Origin of the sequence: Caballeronia sp. LZ043, from assembly GCF_031451075.1 — a bacterium.
Taxonomy (GTDB): Bacteria; Pseudomonadota; Gammaproteobacteria; order Burkholderiales; family Burkholderiaceae; genus Caballeronia.
Map to the genome: position 1 here is coordinate 1698960 of NZ_JARUXT010000001.1, position 19917 is coordinate 1718876.

Below are 19917 nucleotides of genomic sequence, written 5' to 3' on the forward strand. Positions count from 1 at the left end.
CGTCAAATTTCGATTTTGGTACCCAACTCCACCACCCGGTTCGCCGGAATGCTGAAGAAATCCGTAGGCTTCGCGGCGTTCTGATGCATCCACGCGAACACCCGCTCGCGCCACACCGACATGCCCGGCAGTTCCGTCGGCACCACGGTTTCGCGCGCCATGAAAAACGACGTGTCCATCAGCTCGAAAATCATCGCATGCGTGCGCGTGATCTGTTCGAGCACCGCCTTCACATCGGGCGTTTCGTTGAAGCCATAGGCCGCCTTCACGAGAAACAGTCCGCCGCCGATGTCCTTCACTTCGAGCCGGTGCGCGTCGTCCACATAGGGAATGTCGCGCGTCTGGAAGTTCATGAAGAGCGTGCGCTCGTGCAGCACCTTGTTGTGCTTCAGATTGTGCAGCAGGCTCACAGGCACCAGCGAGTCGCTGCCGGTGAGATAGATGGCCGTGCCCGACACGCGATGCGGCGGATGCGCAAGCAGCCCCTGGAGGAAAGGCATCAGCGGGATACCGTCGGCGGCCGTGCGGTCCTTGACGATCATGCGGCCCTTGTACCAGGTCATCAGCAGGAAGAACAGCGCGCCGCCGATGCACAGCGGCAGCCAGCCGCCCTGCTCGATCTTCAGCAGGCTCGCGCCGAAGAATCCGATGTCGATGGCGAGGAACACCGCGATCATCGCACCGACGAGCCAGCGGCTCCAGCCCCACAGGTTCACCATCACGACCGACACGAGGATGGTGGTGGTCAGCATGGTCGCGGTGACGGCGAGGCCGTAGGCCGCCGCCAGGTTCTCCGAGCTCTTGAAGCCGACCACGATGCACAGGATGATGAACAGCAGCATCCAGTTCACGAGCGGGATATAGATCTGCCCGATCGCCAGTTCGGACGTATGCAGGATCTTCATGCGCGGCACGTAGCCCAGCTGGATGGCCTGGCTCGTCAGCGAATACGCGCCCGAGATGACCGCCTGCGAAGCGATCACGGTGGCAACAGTGGAGAGGATCACGAGCGGCAGCAGCGCCCAGTCGGGTGCGAGCAGGAAGAACGGGCTTTCGATGGCCTTCGGGTCGTGCATCAGCAACGCGCCCTGGCCGAAGTAGTTGAGCAGCAGCGACGGCATCACCAGCATGTACCAGCCGCAGCGGATCGGCTTGGCGCCGAAGTGGCCCATGTCGGCATACAGCGCTTCCGCGCCGGTCAGCACGAGCACGACCGAGCCGAGGACGATATAGGCCTGCAGCACGTGCTGCGCCATGAAGGAGAACGCGTAATAGGGATTCAGCGCGGCGATGATGCGCGGTTCCTTTACGATATGCGCCGCGCCGAGCACGGCGAGCGTGACGAACCACACAAGCATGATCGGGCCGAACAGCCTGCCGACCACCGCCGTGCCGTGCCGCTGGATCCAGAACAGCGCGATCAGGATGGCGATGGTGATGGGCAGCACATAGGGCGACAGCTTGGGCGCGGCGATCTCGAGGCCTTCGACCGCGGAGATCACCGACATGGCCGGCGTGATGACGGCGTCGCCATAGAACATGCACGCGCCGAAGATGCCGAGCATCATCAGCACGCCCGAGATCTTGCCGGATTCCTTCACGCTGCGCAGCGCGAGCGTGGTCATGGCGAACACGCCGCCTTCGCCGTTGTTGTCGGCGCGCATGACGAACAGCACGTATTTGACGGCCACCACCATGATGATGGCCCAGAACAGCAGGGAGATGACGCCGAGAATGGAGGCCTCGGACAAGCCGATGCCATGCGACGGGCTGAACGCCTCTTTCAGTGAATACAGCGGGCTGGTGCCGATGTCGCCGAAGACGATGCCAATGGCCGCGACCGTAAGCGAGGGCAATGACTGTTTATGCTCGTGCGCGTGAGTCGTTGTGGTCATAAAAGCGGGATATCCGTCCAGGGCGGAAAAAACGAACGCCATTCTATCGAACGCGGCATGCCGGAACATCTTGGCTGACCGCGCTGGGCGCGCCGGCGCAGACGCGAGTGAGAGTTTAGCATCGTGCCCCGTGCGCGTTGGCGCGGGCGCGCGTGACCTTTCGTGACGCCTGCGGCCCAGCGCGCATGCCAAAACGCCGTTGCATCCCGGCATCGAGCCCGGACGAACGGCGTTGTTTCATGCATGCGCGGCAATCAGGCACTGAATGCAGCGCGGAGCGTCATTCGCGCCCGTTCTGCAGGCCGCGCTTGATCCACGCACCCAGATTGTGCGGACGCACCGTGTCCCACTCCTCGAACGGCTGATGAATCCACGGGTTCGTTTCGAGAAACTGCACGTGATAGTCGGGCTTCACCTTCGAGCACGCCTTGTACCACAGCACCGCCGAGCGCACCGCCGTGATGTCCGGATAGCGCTCCTTAAGATGCTCCTGCACGCGCGCCAGCGTGACGCCCGAATCGACCAGGTCGTCGACCAGCAGCACATTGCCGGAGAGGTCGCCGCGCGTCATCGTGATGTATTGCGCGATGTCGAGCGCGCCCTGCTCCGTGCCGGCGGCTTCGCGATACGAACTCGTCGCGAGAATGGCGAGCGGCAGGTCATAGATGCGCGAGAGCTGGTCGCCGACGCGCAAGCCGCCGCGCGCGAGGCACAGGATCTTGTCGAACTTCCAGCCCGACTCGTGCACCTTCAGCGCGAGCAGTTCGATCAGCCGGTGGTATTCGTCCCAGCCGACCCAGAGGTTCTTGTCGTCGTTGCGCGGATCCGTCATCGCGATCATGGTGAGGCTCTTCAAATTCAAGTGTTATATGCAAAATGTGGCCGCAGAGGCGGCCACATTCTTTACAGCGTCCGTTCAGGGAAGCCTAAGCTCGCGTGGAGCTCAGACCTTGAACGGGTGACGCAGCAGGATGGTTTCGTCGCGGTCCGGACCGGTCGAGACCATGTCGATCGGCACACCCGCCACTTCCTGCACGCGCGTCAGGTACTTGCGCGCGTTTTCCGGCAGGCTGTCCCATTGCGTGATGCCGATCGTGCTTTCCTCCCAGCCGCCGAAGGTTTCGTACACCGGCTCGCAACGCGCCACTTCCGACGCGCCGCGCGGCAGGATGTCGACCTGCTTGCCGTCGAGCGTATAGCCCGTGCAGAGCTTCACTTCGTCGAGTCCGTCCAGCACGTCGAGCTTGGTGATGCACAGGCCCGAAATGCCGTTGATCTGGATGGAGCGGCGCAACGCGGCCGCGTCCAGCCAGCCGGTGCGGCGCGGACGGCCCGTGACGGAGCCGAATTCCTTGCCGACGGTGGCGAGCGTCAGACCGACCTGTTCCTGGCGCGCGGCGTTGTCGGCATCGTACAGTTCGCTCGGGAACGGGCCCGAACCGACGCGCGTGCAATACGCCTTCGTGATGCCCAGGATGTAGTTCAGGCGCTGCGGCCCGATGCCCGCGCCCGCCGTGGCCGCGCCCGCAACGCAGTTGCTCGACGTGACATACGGATAAGTGCCGTGGTCGATGTCGAGCAGCGTGCCTTGCGCGCCTTCGAACAACAGGTTGCGGCCGGCGTGGTTCTCGTCGTAGAGACGGCGGGAGACGTCGGTGACCATCGGCGCGAGACGGTCGGCGTAGCCGAGCATGGTCTCGAGGGTTTCCTGGAAGTCGACGGCCTTCGCGCCGAGATACTGCGTCAGCACGAAGTTGTGGAAGTCGAGTGCTTCACGCAGGCGCTCTTCGAACACGGTGCGGTCGAACAGGTCCTGCACGCGCAGGCCGCGGCGCGCGACCTTGTCTTCGTAGGCCGGGCCGATGCCGCGACCGGTCGTGCCGATCTTGCCGGCGCCGCGCTTGGCTTCGCGCGCCTGGTCGATGGCGACGTGATACGGGAGGACGAGCGTGGCGGCTTCGGAAATGAACAGACGCTTCGACACGTCGATGCCGGCGACTTCCAGTTCGTCGATTTCCTTGAACAGCGCTTCCGGCGACAACACGACGCCATTGCCGATGTAGCAGGCCGTGCCCGCGCGCATGATGCCCGAAGGAATGAGGCGCAAGATGGTTTTCTTGCCGCCGATGATGAGCGTGTGGCCGGCGTTATGACCGCCCTGGAAACGGACGACGCCCTGGGCGTGGTCCGTCAGCCAGTCGACGATCTTGCCCTTGCCCTCATCACCCCACTGGGTGCCCACCACGACGACGTTGCGCCCCGGGTTCACATTCACTGCACTGGCAGACATGTTGATTCGTTAGCTGGTTAAAAACGCATTTTACCTATGTTCGCGAAAGGTTCCGAGTTTTTCGGGATGCGATTCGCGATTCCTTCACGCACGCGCCATTGGAATGTGCTACCAAAAACCCTTGCCGATCAAGCGATTGTATTCGTCGCCGGTTCCGGACAAACGTTCAGGACCGCGCTTCCACCGTCCACGCGCCGTCGCGCTCGACCAGCACGCGATCGAAGGCGAATTCGTCCAGATCGTGTTCATGGCCGGGCAGCGCCTGGATCACCACCTCGCCCGCGTCGCGCAGCGCGGCAATGGCTACGCGCAGCGGTTCGTCGTGCTTCCACGGCGCCAGGATCGCACTGCCGCGGGCATCGACGGGAGAAATGCGCGCCACTTCCCGCAGGTCGAGCGAGAAACCCGTCGCGGGCCGCGCACGGCCATACGCGAGACCCACGTCGTCGTACCGGCCGCCGCGCGCGACCGCGTTCGGCACGCCATCCACGTACGCCGAGAACATCACGCCGCTGTGGTACGCGTAGCCGCGCAGGTCGGCGAGATCGATCATCAGTTCCGCGCCTTCCACCTGGCTCGCGAGGAACGCGAGGTCGTCGAGGGCGCGGGAGATCACCGGCAGGTTCGGCAGGCGGCCCCGCGCAATCTGCAGCACCGACGCATCGCCGTACAGCGAAGGCAGCGCCCGCAAAGCGTCGCGCGGCACCGGGCCGAGATGCGCGGTGAGCTCGTTCAGGCGCGGCACGTCCTTGGCGGCCAGCGCGTCATAGAGCGCCTCGCCGAGCGATACCGCTGCCGGCTCCAGTTCGAGCAGCGCCGCCAGCACGCCCGCGTGGCACAGGTCCAGCCGCACCTTGCGCAGTCCGGCCAGATGCAGCGAATCGAGCATCAGTTGCTGGATTTCGAGATCCGCTTCCAGTCCGGCGTGGCCGTAGATCTCCGCGCCGATCTGGATCTGCTCGCGGGTCGCGTGCAGGCCGCGCGGACGCGTGTGCAGCACGACGCCCGCATAGCAGAGACGCGTGACGCCCTGCCGGTTCAGCAGATGCGCGTCGATGCGCGACACCTGCGGCGTGATGTCGGCGCGCAGGCCGAGCGTGCGCCCGGACAATTGATCGACGAGCTTGAAGGTGCGCAGATTCAGGTCGCTGCCGCCGCTCGTCAGCAGCGATTCGAGGTATTCGAGCATCGGCGGCATGACGAGCTCGTAACCGTACGAGCGGAACCGGTCGAGCAGGCGGCGGCGCAGCTCTTCGATCTTGCGGGCTTCCGACGGCAGGACGTCGGCAATATTCTCGGGAAGCAACCAGGTGGACATCGATACGTTTCCTACGGGACGCAAGGTATTGCGCTCAGTGCGCGGGCTTGCGGACAACAACGGTCAGGGACGGAAGATCAAGGACAAGACAGGTCAAAAGCCGGCGTGGCGCCGCGTGCTTCACGTGGCGATCAGCAGCAGGATGAGCCCGAGCACCATCGCGATCAGCCCGCCGATGCGGATGTGGTTCACCGGCCGCTCCGCGATGCGGCGAAACGTGTCGCGCCAGGCGGTCGGAAACACGAAGGGAAACATGCCTTCGATGATGAGCATCAGCGCAACAGCGAGCAGTAACGTCTCGGCCATGTCCAGGAAATCGAAGATGCAGCGCGACCGCGGATAACCGGTCGCGCCGCGCGGGCAGGATCAGCGCTTCGCCGTGGCGGGCGCGGACGTGTCCGGAAGGCCGCCGGTCGGGCTCTTCATGAAGCGGAAGAAGTCGCTGTTCGGATCGACGATCATCACGTCGCCCGGCTTGAACGTCTTCTTATACGCTTCGAGGCTCTGATAGAACTGGTAGAACTGCGGATCGCGCCCGTAGGCGTCGGCCGCTATGCCCGCCGCCTTGCTGTCTCCTTCGCCCTTGATCGACTGCGCCTGGCTATAGGCATCGGCGAGAATCTGCTGCTGTTCGCGCTCCGCGTCCGCCTTGATCTTGTCAGCATCCGCCGTGCCCTTCGCACGCTCGTTCGCCGCCGCCTGCTGGCGCGCCGCGATCATGCGCTTGTAGACCGAATCCGCCACCGCCGACGGAAAGTCGATGCGCGTCATCTGCAGATCCACGAGCTGCACGCCGAACGCCGCAGCCGCGGCTTCCACGCTCTTCTGGGCATCGCTGGCCAGGGTTTGCTGGTTGCCCAGCGCGTCGGTGAGCGAGCGCTTCGCGAAGCCGCTCGCGAGCGCCGTGCGCGCCAGCGCCGTGATGCGCTCCTGCGCCGTCTGCGTGTTCTTCTCGTTGCTTTCGAACAGCTTGAGCGGATCGGCGACACGGTACTTGATCACCGTGTTGACCATCACTTCGTTCTTGTCGGCGGTGGTGAAGCGGTCGGCGCCGGATTCGTCGATGGTGAGCGTGCGCGTGTCGATCAGCGTGAGCGTCTGGAACGGCGGCGGCAGCTTGAAGTGCAGGCCCGGGCCCGCGACGCGCGGATTGCCTTCGCCATGCGCGGCCACGACGCCGGCATGCCGTTCGTCGACGGTAAAGATCATCGACGAGCCGATGAACAGCACGATGACGACCGCGACCACGAGCGCAATGATTCGGTTCATGTTCGCGCTCCTTACTGCAGGTCTTCGGAACGGCTGCGCGAGCGGAACGCATCGCGCGAGCGCAGCGGGTCGCTCGCGCTTGCGCTTGCGCCGCTGGCCGCACTGGCCACGCTCCCGGGCGCGGCAGCGGCCGGCGCCGATGCGGGCGATGGGCTCTGCGCGCGCGCCTGCTGTCCATCGGCGGCAGCGTTGGCCGCAGCCGGGGCGCTGGCGCCGTCGGCCGCGTCCTTCGCCTGCTGGCGATTCGCTTCAACGAGCTTGTCGAGCGGCAGATACACCACGTTGTTGCCTGCCTTGCTGTCTACGAAAACCTTCGTGGTGCGCGAATAGATCTGCTGCATCGTGTCCAGGTACATGCGTTGGCGGATGACCGCGGGCGCCTTCGAATATTCGGCGTAGACCTCCTTGAAGCGCTCGGCGTCGCCCTGGGCCTGCGTGACTTCGCGATTGCTGTAGGCGGTGGCTTCGTCGACCATCTTCGCCGCGTCGGCCTTCGCGCGCGGCAGGAGTTGATCGGCGTAGGCTTGCGCGGTGTCGCGCGCGCGTTCGTTGTCCTGGCGCACGCGCGACGCTTCCTCGAACGCCGACTGCACCTGCTGCGGCACCTGCACGCTCTGCACCGCGACGCCGGTGACCTGCAGGCCGGTGCGGTAGGCGTCGAGCGAACGCTGGATGGCGTCCATCAGCCGCGTGCGCAAGGCCTCGCGATCCTTGTAGAGCATGTCGTCGGTGCTGAGGCCGCCGGCAATCTCGCGGATCGCCGCCTGTGCGGCCTGCACGACGCTCTGGTCGGGATCGAGATTGCGGTAGAGGAAGTCGGTGGCCGAGCGGATCTGGTACTGCACGGCAAAGCGCACGTCGACGATGTCCGCGTCGCGGGTCAGCAGCGAGGCATCGCGCACGTTGCCCTGCGACAGCGCGGTGCCGCGGCCCACTTCCACCGAGCGGATCTGCGAGGTATCGACGATTTCGTTCGACTGGAACGGATACGGCAGGCGCCAGTGAATGCCCTGCTGAACCGTCTGGCGATACTGGCCGAACTGCGACACGACGCCGACATGACCGTCCTGCACGACGAACACGCCGCTGCCGAGATAGATGGCGATCAGCACGCCGATGACGATACCCAGCCCGATCTTGCTGCCGCGGCCGTTATCGCGCGGCGCGCCGCCGTTGCCGGGCTTGCGGCCGAACAGGCCGGCCAGGCGCCGGTTGAAGTCGCGCCACATTTCGTCGAGGTCGGGCGGACCGTCGTCCTTGCCGTTCGGACGCTTGCCGTCCTGCGGACGCTTCGTGTCGTTCTTCACGCCATTGCCGTCGCCCCGCCCCCAGCGCGGATCGTTGATCGAAAAGACGGCAGGGTTGGCTTGCCGGTTAGTCCGCTCGTTGTAGTCGTTCACTCAGTGATTCACCATTAGACAGCCGGGTCGATTCCGGGCCGGTTCCATTCCGATGCGGATCACTGTCCGTGTTCGGGAACCGTGTGGTCGTCACGTTGATCGGCAGGCCGCTGGTCGCCGGGCTGCGCGTTCGTGTCGTGTGTGGCGTTTGACCCGGACTGCGTGGATTGCGTTGCTTCGGACTTTGCTGCGGACCTGGCTTCAGACGCCGCCTTGAAGTTCGCACCGGATTCCGCTTCGGATTCTTCCTGCGCGTCCGGGAATTCCGCGAGCACACTGGGAAGGCCCGCTTCCGTTTCCCCGGTCTCCGCGGCGGCAATTTCCGCGATTGCGGCGCGCAGTGCATCGAGTCCCTGACCCGTGCGCGCACTCAAGAAAACGCGCGAAATATTACCATACTCGTCCCTTTCGACCGCCTCGCCGCGGGCCGCAAGCTCCGGCACGGCGTCGATCTTGTTGAAGACGAGAATCTGGCGGATTTCGTCCGCGCCGATGCCGCGCAGCACTTCGTTGACCTGGTCGATCTGATCGAGCCGCACCGCGCTCGAGGCATCGACGACATGCAGCAGCAAGTCTGCGTGAATGGTTTCCTCGAGCGTCGCGCGGAACGCCGCGACCAGTTGGTGAGGCAACTCGCGGATGAAGCCGACCGTGTCCGACACGACCACGTGCCCCGCTTCCTCGCCGAGATACACGCGGCGCGACGTGGTGTCGAGCGTGGCGAAGAGCTGGTCGGCGGCGTAGGCCTGGGCCTTCGTGAGCGCGTTGAAGAGCGTGGACTTGCCCGCGTTGGTATAGCCGACGAGCGACACCGACATGGTCCGGTTGCGCACGCGCTGGCGACGCTGCGTGCCGTGCTGGCGACGCAGTTTCTCGAGCCGCGCCTTGAGCGCCTTGATGCGCTCGCCGATCAGGCGGCGGTCGGTTTCGAGCTGGGTTTCGCCGGGGCCGCGCAGGCCGATACCGCCTTTCTGGCGCTCGAGGTGAGTCCAGGCGCGAATCAGGCGCGTGGACAAATACTGGAGTTGCGCGAGTTCGACCTGCAGCTTGCCTTCATGGCTGCGGGCGCGTTGCGCGAAGATATCGAGAATGAGGCTGGTACGGTCCACCACGCGGCGGTTCAGCGCGACTTCGAGATTGCGTTGCTGCGCGGGCGCGAGGGCGTGATTGAGAATGACGAGTTCGACGTCGTTCGCTTCGCACTGCAGACGCAGTTCCTCGACCTTGCCGCTGCCGATGAACATCTTGGCATCGGGACTCGAACGGCGGCCGGTGAGCGTGACGGCGGGATGAGCGCCCGCACTTTGTGCGAGCAGGCTGAGTTCTTCAAGACTGGCTTCGAAATCGATTTTGCCGAAGTCGATGCCGACAAGCGCTGCGTTGATCAAATTGATATGTTTAATTTTTGAAGCGACCGGCGAGTTGCTTAATATTGCTATTCAAATGGCATTAAGCGCCGGTCGCAACATGGTTTAGGACGTTTCGGCGTCCGGGTGGAAATTCACCGGGCGGGCCGGCACGACCGTGGAAATGGCGTGCTTGTAGACCATCTGGGTGACCGTATTTCGGAGCAACACGACATACTGGTCGAAGGATTCGATGTTGCCTTGGAGCTTGATGCCGTTCACCAGATAGATGGAAACCGGCACATGCTCTTTACGCAGTGCGTTCAAAAACGGGTCTTGTAACAATTGCCCTTTGTTGCTCATAGCAAACTCCGTATATTTTTTTGCAGGTTGGAAGTATTGTGGACGAAGAAAAAGAGATCCGCCGACAATCGCTACACTATAGCTGATTTTCACTGATTGACGTTTCGGCGCCAGTCGGCCAAAAGGCCAGCAGCGCACCGCGCAGCGGGCCTTTCAACGGGGTTCGCGGCGGCCCCAACAGCAGCCTGGAAGCCCCTTCGCCGACGCCGGAACGCCGGACTTTCACGCGGTTCTCACTCCTTGTCCGCGTAAGGGTTTCGACTTGATCGAAACTCTATGCGAAGTGGAGTGCCCACCAGCCCGAAAGTTTCCCGGAAGCGCCCTTCCAGATAACGTTTATAGGTATCCGTGATCGCGTCGAGCGCGTTGCCGTGCACGACGATGATCGGCGGATTCTGTCCGCCCTGATGCGCATAGCGCAGCTTAGGACGGACCGGGCCGCGCCGGCGCGGTTGCTGGAATTCCACTGCGTCGATAAGGGCGCGCGTGAGCTTCGGTGTCGGCAGCTTCGCCATTGCCGCGGCATAGGCTTCGTCGACCGATTTCAGCAGCCCGCCGATGCCGGTTTTCTCCAGCGCCGAAACGTAATGGAATTTAGCAAAGTCCAGAAACTTGAGCTTGCGCGTCAGGTCGGCCTTGGTGCGCTCGCGCACATGTGAATCCAGCCCGTCCCACTTGTTCACGCCCACCACCAGCGCGCGGCCCTGCTCCACCACGAAGCCCGCGATGTGCGCGTCCTGCTCGGAGATATCCTGCTGCGCATCGAGCAGCAGGATCACGACGTTCGCATCCGAGATGGATTGCAAGGTCTTCACGACCGAGAACTTCTCGATGGCCTCGAACACCTTGCCGCGCCGGCGCAGGCCTGCCGTGTCGATCAGCGTGTACTTGCGGCCCTGGCGCTCGAAATCGACGTAGATCGAATCGCGCGTCGTGCCGGGCATGTCGAAGGCAATGACGCGCTCCTCGCCGATCAGCGTATTCACGAGCGTCGACTTGCCGACGTTCGGACGCCCGACGATCGCAATCTTGACGCCGTGCTGCGCCTTCTCCGCTTCGGTTTCTTCCGGCTGGTCGGCATAGGCGATGTCGAGCGCGTCGTTGATCATCTCGGTCACGCCGTCGCCGTGCGCCGCCGAAATCGCGCGCGGGTCGCCGAGGCCCAGTTCGTAGAAATCAGCCGCGACCGCCGAGTACTTCATGCCCTCGGCCTTGTTCACGACCAGGAAGAGCGGCCGGCCGGTCTTGCGCAGATAATCGGCGATGGCCTTGTCCTGCGGCGCGAGCCCGTTGCGCCCGTCGACGATGAACACCACGATGTCCGCTTCCTCGACCGCCTGGCGCGTCTGGCGCGCCATCTCGTGCAGGATGCCGTCCTTCGCGACGGGCTCGAAGCCGCCGGTATCGACCACGAGGTACGGGCGCTCGCCGCCCACGCGGCCCTCGCCGTAGTGGCGGTCGCGCGTCAGGCCCGGCAGGTCGGCGACGAGTGCGTCGCGCGAGCGCGTGAGCCGGTTGAAGAGAGTCGATTTCCCCACATTGGGGCGCCCGACGAGGGCAATCACGGGTTTCATCTGATGTTGTTCAAGGTTGAACGCTAGGCGGACACGGTACGCGCGGCAAAAAGATGTCGTGCGTGCTTCTGTGCCCCTGCGTTGCTACGCCGCGCAGTGGCTGCGCCTGTCGAAAATTAGCATGGTTTCGGCTTGCCGCACGCACGTCGCGCCGGCCGTTCCGAACTCCGGCGTTCATAAATGCCGGTCGCCTCCCGGGAGGCTTTCTCCGTCGCTGCTGGACGCGCGGCGGGTGCGCGCGCCTCGTTGCAGTCGTCCCGCTCTTGCGTGCGGGTTGTATCGCGGTGCGCGCATGGCGCACCGCTTGTTTCTCGTGCGGCCCGTCGTGGCGGGCCTGCCGCGCCGCGTGAGCGGCGCGCGTACAGCGTGTTGGCCGGAACGAAGTCTCGCGCTTAGTTGCTCGGACGGAAACCGTAGATGTCGCCGTCGTGCGTCTGCACCACGAGCGTTTCGCCGGCCAGCACGGGCGCCGCGGTGATCGCGCTGCCGTCGGTCGACGCGCGGCCGATCATCGTGCCATCGTCCGTGTTCAGGAAGTGCACGAAGCCCTTGTAGTCCCCCACCACGACCGCGCGGCCCAGGATGTACGGCACGCTGACGCTGCGGTTCCTAAGGACGTCGGACTTCCACAGTTGCGAGCCGTCCGACGCGCGGAAGGCGTTGACCACCGACCAGTCGTCGCCCGCCGCGACCACCTGCTCGCTCTGCGCGAGGCCGCTGTCGCTCGAGAAGTTCTTCTCCCACACCGGCTGGCCCGAGTTGGCATCGAAACAGCCGATACGGCCCTGGAAGGTCACCGCGCAGGTTTGCGCACCGACCAGTCCCGGCGCGCCGGTCACGTCGTTGATGCGCTCGACTTCGGTCACGCCCTTCGGGTAGGACACGGGCGCCTGCCAGTAGGCGTCGCCCGTCTGCAGGTTGATGGCCGCGAAGGTGCCGCCCGGAAAGCCCGCCAGCACCGCCTGGTTGCCCGCGAAGGTCATGCCGGCCGCGACGCGCAGGTTGAGCGGCACGGCGCGCAGCTGGAAGACCCACTTCTGCTCGCCGGTTTGCGCGTTGAAGGCGATCACCTTGCCGTCGATCGTGCGCACGATCACGAGATCATTGCCGACCAGCGGCGGCGACACGATTTCGCCCGGCGCCGTGGCGGTCCACAGCTGCTTGCCGTCGGGACCGAGCACGTCGACCTGGCCTTTCAGGCCGCCGACCGCCGTCAGGTTGCCGTCGCTGCCCACACCCGCCGACAAGTCGTCCTTGAGCTTGATGCGCCAGACGTCCTGACCGGTCTTCGCATCGATCTTCGCGACCGAACCGTTGGCGCCCGCCGCGTACACGTAGTCGCCCACCGCGACCGGCGAGAACAGATAGCGGCCCGCCTTGCCGACGCTCGCCTTCCACGCCTGGTTGACGGTCAGCACCGGCTTGAAGTCCGCGAGCGGCACCGGTTCGCGGCGTTCATCCTTGGTCGACGAACAAGCGGTCAACAAGACAGTCATCGCGCAGGCGAGCGGTACGGCGTAGCGTTTCAAAAGAGTCATCAGTGGACGCAATGTGGAAAGTTGAACGGGTTGGTCGGTGTGCGCGCCGCGCCGCGCGTGCGGCGTTCGGACGCGGCGGCCTGCACACGCGGCCGATGCTTGAGGAACGAACCGGCGCGAACCTTAGCCGCCCAGCGCATCGAGCTTGAACTGGACCAGCTGACGCGCGGACGTGTCGTTCGCGGGCAGCGCGTCGAGCGCGACCTTGTAGGACGCGCGCGCATCGTCGCGCTTGCCCTGGGCCGCCAGCAGGTCGCCGCGGCGATCCGCGATGACGCCCTTGAACGCGTCGAGCGGAGCGTCCGCGAGCAGCTTCAGGCCGGCGTCGTAGTTCTTCTCGTCGAGCAGCACGAGCGCCAGGCGCAGCTTCGCGATCTGCTTGTACTCGTCGTCCTTCGCGTGGTCGATGACCCATTGCAGCTGGGTCTTCGCGCCGGCCGCATTGCCCGCCGCGTACAGCGACTTCGCCGCCGCGAGCGCGCCCATTTGCGCGTAGGCCGTGCCGCCGAACTTGTCTTCCATGTCCGACGCCATCCGTGCGACCAGCGCCTGGTCGGGGCCGTTCACGGCCTGCTGCAGATGGTCGTACAGCACGGAGGCCTCGGCTGCCTGGCGGCGCTGCCAGAAATTCCAGCCGTTGTAGCCGGCGGCCACGATGAGCACCGCAAGCACGATCCAGGTCGTGGCGTTACCCCATTTGGCCCACCAGGCTTTTACGCTTTCAATCGATTCTTGTTCGTCGTGATAGCTCATCGTCCAGCTGATCCTTACTGCGTTTCATGACCCGCAACGAGTGCCGCGCGCGATGCCGGCGCGGCGCGCCCCGGCGGATGCGTACGGCTGACTGACTCCAAACTTTGCCTAAAATTTAGGCAGCGTCGTCATCGGCGGTTGCAACCATCGCATTGATTAGGTATTCGGTCAAGTCTTCGGCCGGCACGTTGACCTGCGCGTTCTTTTGACCGTCGGCGCTCTCCGCGCCCGAGCGGCGCAGCGGCTTCACGCCGATCAGACCCTGCGCCAGTTCGTCCTCGCCGAGCACCACGGCAAACGCCGCGCCGCTCGCATCGGCCTTCTTCATCTGCGACTTGAAGCTCGCGGACGCGCCGTCCGGGCTGCAGTGAAGGATCACGTCGAGGCCCGTGTCGCGCAGACGTTCGGCGACGATGAACGCCTGCTCCGCCGCCTGTTCGCCCTGATGCACGACGTACACGTCCGTGCCGTCGTCTTCCGGCACGAGCTGCTCTTCCTTCAGCAATTCGAGGATGCGCTCGACGCCCATTGCCCAGCCGCACGCGGCCGTCGGCTTGCCGCCGAGCTGCTCGATCAGCGGGTCATAGCGGCCGCCGCCCGCGACGGTGCCCTGTGCGCCAAGCTTGTCGGTGACCCATTCGAACACGGTCAGGTTGTAGTAATCGAGACCGCGCACGAGACGCGGATTGACCGTGAACGGAATGTTGTTCGCCTTGAGCAGACGCTGCACGCCGTCGAAATGCTTGCGCGATTCCTCGCCGAGGAAATCGACGAGCTTCGGCGCGTTCTGCGCAATCTCCTGCAACGCCGGATTCTTCGTGTCGAGCACGCGCAGCGGGTTCGTGTAGAGACGGCGCTTCGCTTCCTCGTCGAGGACGTCGACGTGCTGTTCGAGATAGGCGATCAGTTCCTTGCGATGCGCCGCGCGCTCGTCCGCCTGGCCGAGCGAGTTGAGCTCGAGGCGGATGCCGGTCAGCCCGAGGTCGTCCCACAGGCGCTGGCACATCATGATGATTTCGGCGTCCGTGTCCGGACCCGCGAAGCCGAGCGCTTCCACGCCGACCTGATGGAACTGCCGATAACGCCCGCGCTGCGGACGCTCGTGACGGAACATCGGGCCGATGTACCACAGGCGCTTCGGGCCGTCGTACAGCAGGTTGTGCTCGATGGACGCGCGCACGACCGCGGCGGTGTTTTCCGGGCGCATCGTCAGATGCTCGCCGTTGAGGGCGTCGGTGAAGCTGTACATCTCCTTCTCGACGATGTCCGTCACCTCGCCGATACCGCGCGTGAACAACTGCGTATGCTCGATGATCGGCGTGCGGATGTTCTGATAGCCGTATGCGCGCAGCATCGACTTGACGGTGGTTTCGAAGAAATCCCACAGCGCGGCATCCTGCGGGAGGATGTCGTTCATGCCCTTCACGCCCGTCAGTTTCTCGAGCCGCTTCTTCTGTTCAGTCATCTGTCTTTAGAGTGATGCCGTGGACGTCTCTTCGCGCGCGCCGGCCTTCTGGCCATACGTGCGCTCGACGTAGTCGCTGACGATTTGCTGGAATTCCTCGGCGATGCGCTCGCCGCGCAGCGTCTTCACCTTCACGCCGTCGACGAAGACGGGCGCCGCCGGATTCTCGCCCGAGCCCGGCAGGCTGATGCCGATGTTCGCGTGCTTCGATTCGCCCGGCCCGTTGACGATGCAGCCCATCACCGCGACGTGCATCTTCTCGACGCCGGCGTATTTCTCGCGCCAGTCGGGCATCGAGCGGCGCAGGTAGTTCTGGATCTGCGACGCGAGTTCCTGGAACAGCGTGCTGGTGGTGCGTCCGCAGCCGGGGCAGGCGATGACCATCGGCGTGAAGGAACGCAGGCCCATGGTCTGGAGGATTTCCTGGCCGACGACGACTTCGCCCGTGCGCGCGCCGCCCGGCTCGGGCGTCAGCGAAATGCGGATGGTGTCGCCGATGCCTTCCTGCAGCAGCACCGACAGCGCCGCCGTCGACGCGACGATGCCCTTCGAGCCCATGCCCGCCTCGGTCAGCCCGAGGTGCAGCGCGAAGCTGCAGCGCTGCGCGAGTTCACGATACACGGCGATCAGGTCCTGCACGCCGCTCACCTTGCACGACAGGATGATCTTGTCGCGGCCGAGGCCCAGTTCGACGGCGCGTTCCGCCGAGCCGATGGCCGACTGGATCAGCGCTTCGTACATCACGCTCTGGAGTTCCCAGGGCGTGGTGCGCGCGGCGTTCTCGTCCATCATGCGCGCGAGCAGGTCCTGGTCGAGGCTGCCCCAGTTCACGCCGATGCGCACCGGCTTGTCGTACTGGATCGCGGCTTCGATCATCTGTGCGAACTGCGTGTCGCGCTTGGCGCCCTGGCCGACGTTGCCCGGATTGATCCGGTATTTCGACAACGCTTCCGCGCACGCGGGATGATCGCGCAGCAGCAGATGGCCGTTGTAATGAAAGTCGCCGACGAGCGGCACGCTGACGCCCATCCGGTCCAGCTGGTCGCGCACGTGGGGCACGGCCGCGGCGGCTTCGGGCGTATTGACCGTGATGCGGACCAGCTCCGAACCCGCCTGCGCGAGTTCCTTGATCTGGATCGCGGTGCCGATGGCGTCGGCGGTGTCGGTATTGGTCATCGACTGCACGCGCACCGGCGAATCGCCGCCGATGGTGACCAGTTGGCCGCCCCAGCGCACGTCGACCGCGTGCGACGCGCGGCGCCGCAACGGACCGCCGAACACGGGTTCGGCCGAACAGATCTTGCTGCTGATCAGGGATTGAGCTTCGGATTGCATCGCATGACCCTTTGGAAACCTTGCCGCCCGTTGCGGCATCCGGTTACGTCTGTGGAACCTTGAACGGGCGGCGCGGCTTGCGTCGCGACACCCCTCTGTTTCATTTGTTGCTTGCGCTTGTTGCCTGCTTTTGTTGCGTGTGCGTGCTCAGGGCAATGAAAGACGCGCGACGTTGCCGCGTGCGGCGCTGTAGCGCTTGGCGTCGACGGGCTCGTCGTCCACCGACAGCGACTCCACGCCCTTCACGTTGCCGACGGTCACCTTGAACGGCGGCTCGCCCTGCACCCGCTGCGTGTTGCCGGCGCGCACGAGTCCGGAGTACAGCTCCTTCCCGTCCTTGCCGCGCACGCTGAACCAGCTGTCTTCCTTGACCTTCAGTTCGACCGCGCCCGAGCCGCTGCCGGCCACCGCCGGTGCGGAACTGGCCACGGCCGCCACGGGAGCTGCCGTCTTCGGCGCCGACGCAGCCTGATTGGCCTGGCCCTGCACCGCCGACAGCGCCGACGACGACGCCGGCAACGCGTTCGTGCCGAGCGGACGCGGCATCGGCTGCTCGCCGGGCGCGGCGGCGACTTCCGGCAGCGAGGCTTCGCCCGTGTTGGCGGCGGCGGCTTCGTCCGGCGTGGCTGCCGACGACGATGCCGCATGGTCCGCCGAATCCGCGCCCGCCGAGGCGCCGACGCCCGTGGCCGACTTGAGGCGCGCGAGCCAGTTGCTCGACTCGCCGCCGGTATGCCAGGTGACCAGCGCGGCGAGCACGACGAGGACGGCCAGGATGCCCCACATCCAGGAGCGCTTGCGGCCTGTCGAATTGCCGAGCGGCACCGAAACGCGGCCGCGCGGCATGTCCGCGCCCGCCGAGACCGGCACTTTCAGATTTTGCCCGACCACGCCGGCGTCGCGCCGGAAAGCCTGTGTGAACGGCGCGGGATCGGCGCCGAGGATTTTCGCGTAGCTGCGCACGATGCCCGCCGCGAAGGTGCGGTCGGGCAAGTGGCTGATGTCGCCGGCTTCGAGCGCGAGCAGTTTCGGTGTCGAGACCTTGAGGCGCGCGGACACGTCGTCGATCGACCAGCCCTTCGCCTGCCTGAGCTGCGCGAGACGCGCGCCGACTGCCGGAATGGAGTCCAGCGCCCCCGCCTGGCCCGCATTCGATGCCGCGCCTTCCGCTCCGGGTTGTCCGTCGCGCGGATCATTGCGCTGCACGTCGGACGAACTGCCGGAATGGCTGCTGAAAGGCGTCGGATGTTGCGGCTCACTCATGCCAAATTCCTCGCATCGATTCTTTTATATAGCGCCGCGGTGATGTGCGTTTCGAAATACGTGAACGATACAACCCGGGCGTCATGGCAGACCGCTTTATAACAAAATGTTCGGCTTCGCGTGGTCCGGCGTCCGGTTTCGGCGCGCCGGCTTCGCGCCGCATCGGACACATCAGACAGCCCGTACCTCGATGACCTTGCCCTGCGCCCGGCCCGTGCGCTCCGCCAGCCGCGTCCGGTCCTGCACCGCGCCCGCGAGCTGGCCGCATGCCGCGTCGATGTCGTCGCCGCGCGTCTTGCGCACCGTCGTCACCACGCCGGCATCCATCAGGACCTGCGCGAAGCGCTTGATCTGCTCGTTCTTCGAACGCGTCAGACCCGACTCCGGGAATGGATTGAAGGGGATCAGGTTGAACTTGCACGGCACGTCGCGCGTGACGGCGAGCAGTTCACGGGCATGCGCTTCGGTGTCGTTGACGCCGTCGAGCATGCAGTATTCGAACGTGATGAAATCGCGCGGCGCCACCTTCAGATAACGCTGGCACGCGGCCATCAATTCGCGCAGCGGGTACTTCTTGTTCAGCGGGACCAGCATGTCGCGCAGCGGATCGTTCGGCGCATGCAGCGACACCGCGAGCGCCACCGGCAGGTCGGCCGCGAGCCGGTCCATCATCGGCACGACGCCCGAGGTGGACAGCGTCACGCGACGGCGCGACAGGCCGTAGGCGTTGTCGTCGAGCATCAGGCGCATGGCCGGCACGACGGCGTCGTAGTTCAGCATCGGCTCGCCCATACCCATCATCACGACGTTCGTGACGACGCGCTCGCCCTTGCCCGGGCCGCCCACGTCACGGCCGAGCGACTTGCGCAGCGCGAATTCCGCCATGCGCAGCTGGCCGATGATTTCGCCGGTGGTGAGATTGCGGGAAAAGCCCTGCTTGCCGGTGGAACAGAAACGGCAGTTGACCGCGCAGCCCGCCTGCGACGACACGCACAGCGTGCCGCGCGTTTCTTCGGGAATGAACACGGTTTCGACCGCGTTGCCATTGCCGACGTCGATCAGCCACTTGCGGGTGCCGTCGGCGGAAACGTGGTCTTGAATGATGTCGGGCATCGCCATGTTGGCGCGGCCCTTGAGTTTTTCGCGCAGCGATTTGGCCAGGTCCGTCATGCCGTCGAAGTCGTCGGCACCGTATTGATGGATCCAGCGCTGCAATTGCTTGGCGCGAAACGGCTTCTCGCCCAGGCTGTCGCAGTAGGCGACGAGTCCGGCGGCGTCGAGATCGAGAAGGTTGACGGTGTTGCTCGTCATGTCGAGATATGCCATTTCAGATTGCGAAGCCCGGGCGGCTTCTTCGAAGTTTGGCCCGGGACCGTTCGCGCCAGTTCCTGCGGTATTACGACTTCAGTGCGTCGCGGCGCGATGCCGCGCCCCTTGACCGGCGCGGCGACGTACGCAGCGATTAACGCGAGTAGACGTTCACTTCCGGGAAGAAGAAGGCGATTTCCTGACGCGCGGTTTCAGCGGCGTCCGAACCGTGCACGGCGTTCGCGTCGATGCTGTCGGCGAAGTCAGCGCGGATCGTGCCCTTGTCGGCCTTCTTCGGGTCCGTTGCGCCCATCAGGTCGCGGTTCTTGGCGATGGCGTTTTCGCCTTCGAGCGCCTGGATCATGACCGGGCCCGAAACCATGAACTCGACCAGATCCTTGAAGAACGGACGTGCAGCGTGCACGGCGTAGAACTTTTCCGCGTCGGCGCGCGACAGATGAACCATGCGCGACGCAATGATCTTGAGGCCCGCGTTTTCGAAACGGCTGTAGATCTGGCCGATAACGTTCTTTGCCACTGCGTCCGGCTTGATAATCGACAGGGTGCGCTCGATCGCCATGAAAAACTCCAAAAAATGAACGGTTTACGAATTAAAACGAATCGACAATTGTAGCACGAAGCAAGGTATGATTGCGATTGAAACCTTACGGCGCCGTAAGCATCAAACCCCGGACGGCCTGAACGGCGGCATTGCCCCGCCTTGGCCATCCGGGCTATTGAAATCGTTGCGCTGCGGGGCCATATTGGAGCGAAGCGCCGCATTGCAACAGGGGCATGGC

Annotated in this window: 17 protein-coding genes; all 17 read right to left on the reverse strand. The window is 64.9% G+C overall.

The features are described 5' to 3' along the window. Nucleotides 1–2: 2 nt before the first annotated feature. Nucleotides 3–1895, reverse strand: coding sequence for a potassium transporter Kup (locus QCE64_RS07665; protein WP_309916548.1), 1893 nt, complete (start codon nucleotides 1893–1895; stop codon nucleotides 3–5). 280 nt (nucleotides 1896–2175) lie between these two features. Continuing rightward, nucleotides 2176–2736 carry a phosphoribosyltransferase gene (locus tag QCE64_RS07670; RefSeq protein ID WP_309916550.1) on the reverse strand — a complete coding sequence of 187 codons (561 nt, stop codon included), beginning with the start codon at nucleotides 2734–2736 and terminating at the stop codon, nucleotides 2176–2178. 102 nt (nucleotides 2737–2838) lie between these two features. After that, complete coding sequence (locus QCE64_RS07675; protein ID WP_310003308.1) at nucleotides 2839–4185, reverse strand: adenylosuccinate synthase; 1347 nt, start codon at nucleotides 4183–4185, stop codon at nucleotides 2839–2841. A 166-nt stretch (nucleotides 4186–4351) separates the two neighbouring features. Further along, entirely contained in the window at nucleotides 4352–5503 is a 1152-nt protein-coding gene (locus QCE64_RS07680) for an ATP phosphoribosyltransferase regulatory subunit (RefSeq protein ID WP_310003309.1), read from the reverse strand. 120 nt (nucleotides 5504–5623) lie between these two features. Further along, nucleotides 5624–5815 (reverse strand): DUF2065 domain-containing protein, encoded by a 192-nt coding sequence (locus tag QCE64_RS07685; protein WP_309811530.1) that lies wholly within the window; start codon nucleotides 5813–5815, stop codon nucleotides 5624–5626. 54 nt (nucleotides 5816–5869) lie between these two features. Then, entirely contained in the window at nucleotides 5870–6772 is a 903-nt protein-coding gene (gene hflC / locus QCE64_RS07690) for a protease modulator HflC (RefSeq protein ID WP_309916561.1), read from the reverse strand. Between the two features lie 11 nt (nucleotides 6773–6783). After that, nucleotides 6784–8172 carry an FtsH protease activity modulator HflK gene (gene hflK / locus QCE64_RS07695; RefSeq protein ID WP_310003312.1) on the reverse strand — a complete coding sequence of 463 codons (1389 nt, stop codon included), beginning with the start codon at nucleotides 8170–8172 and terminating at the stop codon, nucleotides 6784–6786. Nucleotides 8173–8231: 59 nt separating this feature from the next. Continuing rightward, on the reverse strand, nucleotides 8232–9560 hold the full coding sequence (gene hflX, locus QCE64_RS07700) for a GTPase HflX (RefSeq protein ID WP_310003315.1): 1329 nt from the start codon (nucleotides 9558–9560) through the stop codon (nucleotides 8232–8234). 84 nt (nucleotides 9561–9644) lie between these two features. Next, a complete protein-coding gene (gene hfq / locus QCE64_RS07705) occupies nucleotides 9645–9881 on the reverse strand; it encodes an RNA chaperone Hfq (RefSeq protein WP_035930711.1) in 237 nt (78 codons plus the stop codon). Between the two features lie 233 nt (nucleotides 9882–10114). After that, nucleotides 10115–11455 (reverse strand): ribosome biogenesis GTPase Der, encoded by a 1341-nt coding sequence (der, locus tag QCE64_RS07710; RefSeq protein ID WP_309916570.1) that lies wholly within the window; start codon nucleotides 11453–11455, stop codon nucleotides 10115–10117. Between the two features lie 392 nt (nucleotides 11456–11847). Beyond that, nucleotides 11848–12993, reverse strand: a complete 1146-nt coding sequence (gene bamB / locus QCE64_RS07715; protein WP_310003317.1) for an outer membrane protein assembly factor BamB — start codon at nucleotides 12991–12993, stop codon at nucleotides 11848–11850. A gap of 123 nt (nucleotides 12994–13116) precedes the next feature. Continuing rightward, on the reverse strand, nucleotides 13117–13746 hold the full coding sequence (locus tag QCE64_RS07720) for a tetratricopeptide repeat protein (RefSeq protein ID WP_309930220.1): 630 nt from the start codon (nucleotides 13744–13746) through the stop codon (nucleotides 13117–13119). Nucleotides 13747–13861: 115 nt separating this feature from the next. Then, on the reverse strand, nucleotides 13862–15211 hold the full coding sequence (hisS, locus tag QCE64_RS07725) for a histidine--tRNA ligase (protein ID WP_309808494.1): 1350 nt from the start codon (nucleotides 15209–15211) through the stop codon (nucleotides 13862–13864). A gap of 6 nt (nucleotides 15212–15217) precedes the next feature. Continuing rightward, nucleotides 15218–16546, reverse strand: coding sequence for a flavodoxin-dependent (E)-4-hydroxy-3-methylbut-2-enyl-diphosphate synthase (ispG, locus tag QCE64_RS07730; RefSeq protein WP_309916578.1), 1329 nt, complete (start codon nucleotides 16544–16546; stop codon nucleotides 15218–15220). Between the two features lie 147 nt (nucleotides 16547–16693). Further along, nucleotides 16694–17809: a RodZ domain-containing protein gene (locus QCE64_RS07735; protein WP_310003321.1), complete on the reverse strand. Its 1116-nt coding sequence runs from the start codon at nucleotides 17807–17809 to the stop codon at nucleotides 16694–16696. A gap of 171 nt (nucleotides 17810–17980) precedes the next feature. Next, on the reverse strand, nucleotides 17981–19120 hold the full coding sequence (gene rlmN / locus QCE64_RS07740) for a 23S rRNA (adenine(2503)-C(2))-methyltransferase RlmN (RefSeq protein WP_310004182.1): 1140 nt from the start codon (nucleotides 19118–19120) through the stop codon (nucleotides 17981–17983). 151 nt (nucleotides 19121–19271) lie between these two features. After that, on the reverse strand, nucleotides 19272–19697 hold the full coding sequence (gene ndk, locus QCE64_RS07745) for a nucleoside-diphosphate kinase (protein WP_309808499.1): 426 nt from the start codon (nucleotides 19695–19697) through the stop codon (nucleotides 19272–19274). Nucleotides 19698–19917 lie beyond the last annotated feature (220 nt).

Bases quoted from the DNA above. Each gene is read 5' to 3' on its own strand.
- hfq (WP_035930711.1), bottom strand. From the start codon at position 9,881: ATGAGCAACAAAGGGCAATTGTTACAAGACCCGTTTTTGAACGCACTG.
- QCE64_RS07720 (WP_309930220.1), bottom strand. From the start codon at position 13,746: ATGAGCTATCACGACGAACAAGAATCGATTGAAAGCGTAAAAGCCTGG.
- hflC (WP_309916561.1), bottom strand. From the start codon at position 6,772: ATGAACCGAATCATTGCGCTCGTGGTCGCGGTCGTCATCGTGCTGTTC.
- der (WP_309916570.1), bottom strand. From the start codon at position 11,455: ATGAAACCCGTGATTGCCCTCGTCGGGCGCCCCAATGTGGGGAAATCG.
- QCE64_RS07675 (WP_310003308.1), bottom strand. From the start codon at position 4,185: ATGTCTGCCAGTGCAGTGAATGTGAACCCGGGGCGCAACGTCGTCGTG.
- QCE64_RS07665 (WP_309916548.1), bottom strand. From the start codon at position 1,895: ATGACCACAACGACTCACGCGCACGAGCATAAACAGTCATTGCCCTCG.
- rlmN (WP_310004182.1), bottom strand. From the start codon at position 19,120: ATGACGAGCAACACCGTCAACCTTCTCGATCTCGACGCCGCCGGACTC.
- bamB (WP_310003317.1), bottom strand. From the start codon at position 12,993: ATGACTCTTTTGAAACGCTACGCCGTACCGCTCGCCTGCGCGATGACT.
- QCE64_RS07670 (WP_309916550.1), bottom strand. From the start codon at position 2,736: ATGATCGCGATGACGGATCCGCGCAACGACGACAAGAACCTCTGGGTC.
- ndk (WP_309808499.1), bottom strand. From the start codon at position 19,697: ATGGCGATCGAGCGCACCCTGTCGATTATCAAGCCGGACGCAGTGGCA.
- hisS (WP_309808494.1), bottom strand. From the start codon at position 15,211: ATGACTGAACAGAAGAAGCGGCTCGAGAAACTGACGGGCGTGAAGGGC.
- QCE64_RS07680 (WP_310003309.1), bottom strand. From the start codon at position 5,503: ATGTCCACCTGGTTGCTTCCCGAGAATATTGCCGACGTCCTGCCGTCG.
- ispG (WP_309916578.1), bottom strand. From the start codon at position 16,546: ATGCAATCCGAAGCTCAATCCCTGATCAGCAGCAAGATCTGTTCGGCC.
- QCE64_RS07735 (WP_310003321.1), bottom strand. From the start codon at position 17,809: ATGAGTGAGCCGCAACATCCGACGCCTTTCAGCAGCCATTCCGGCAGT.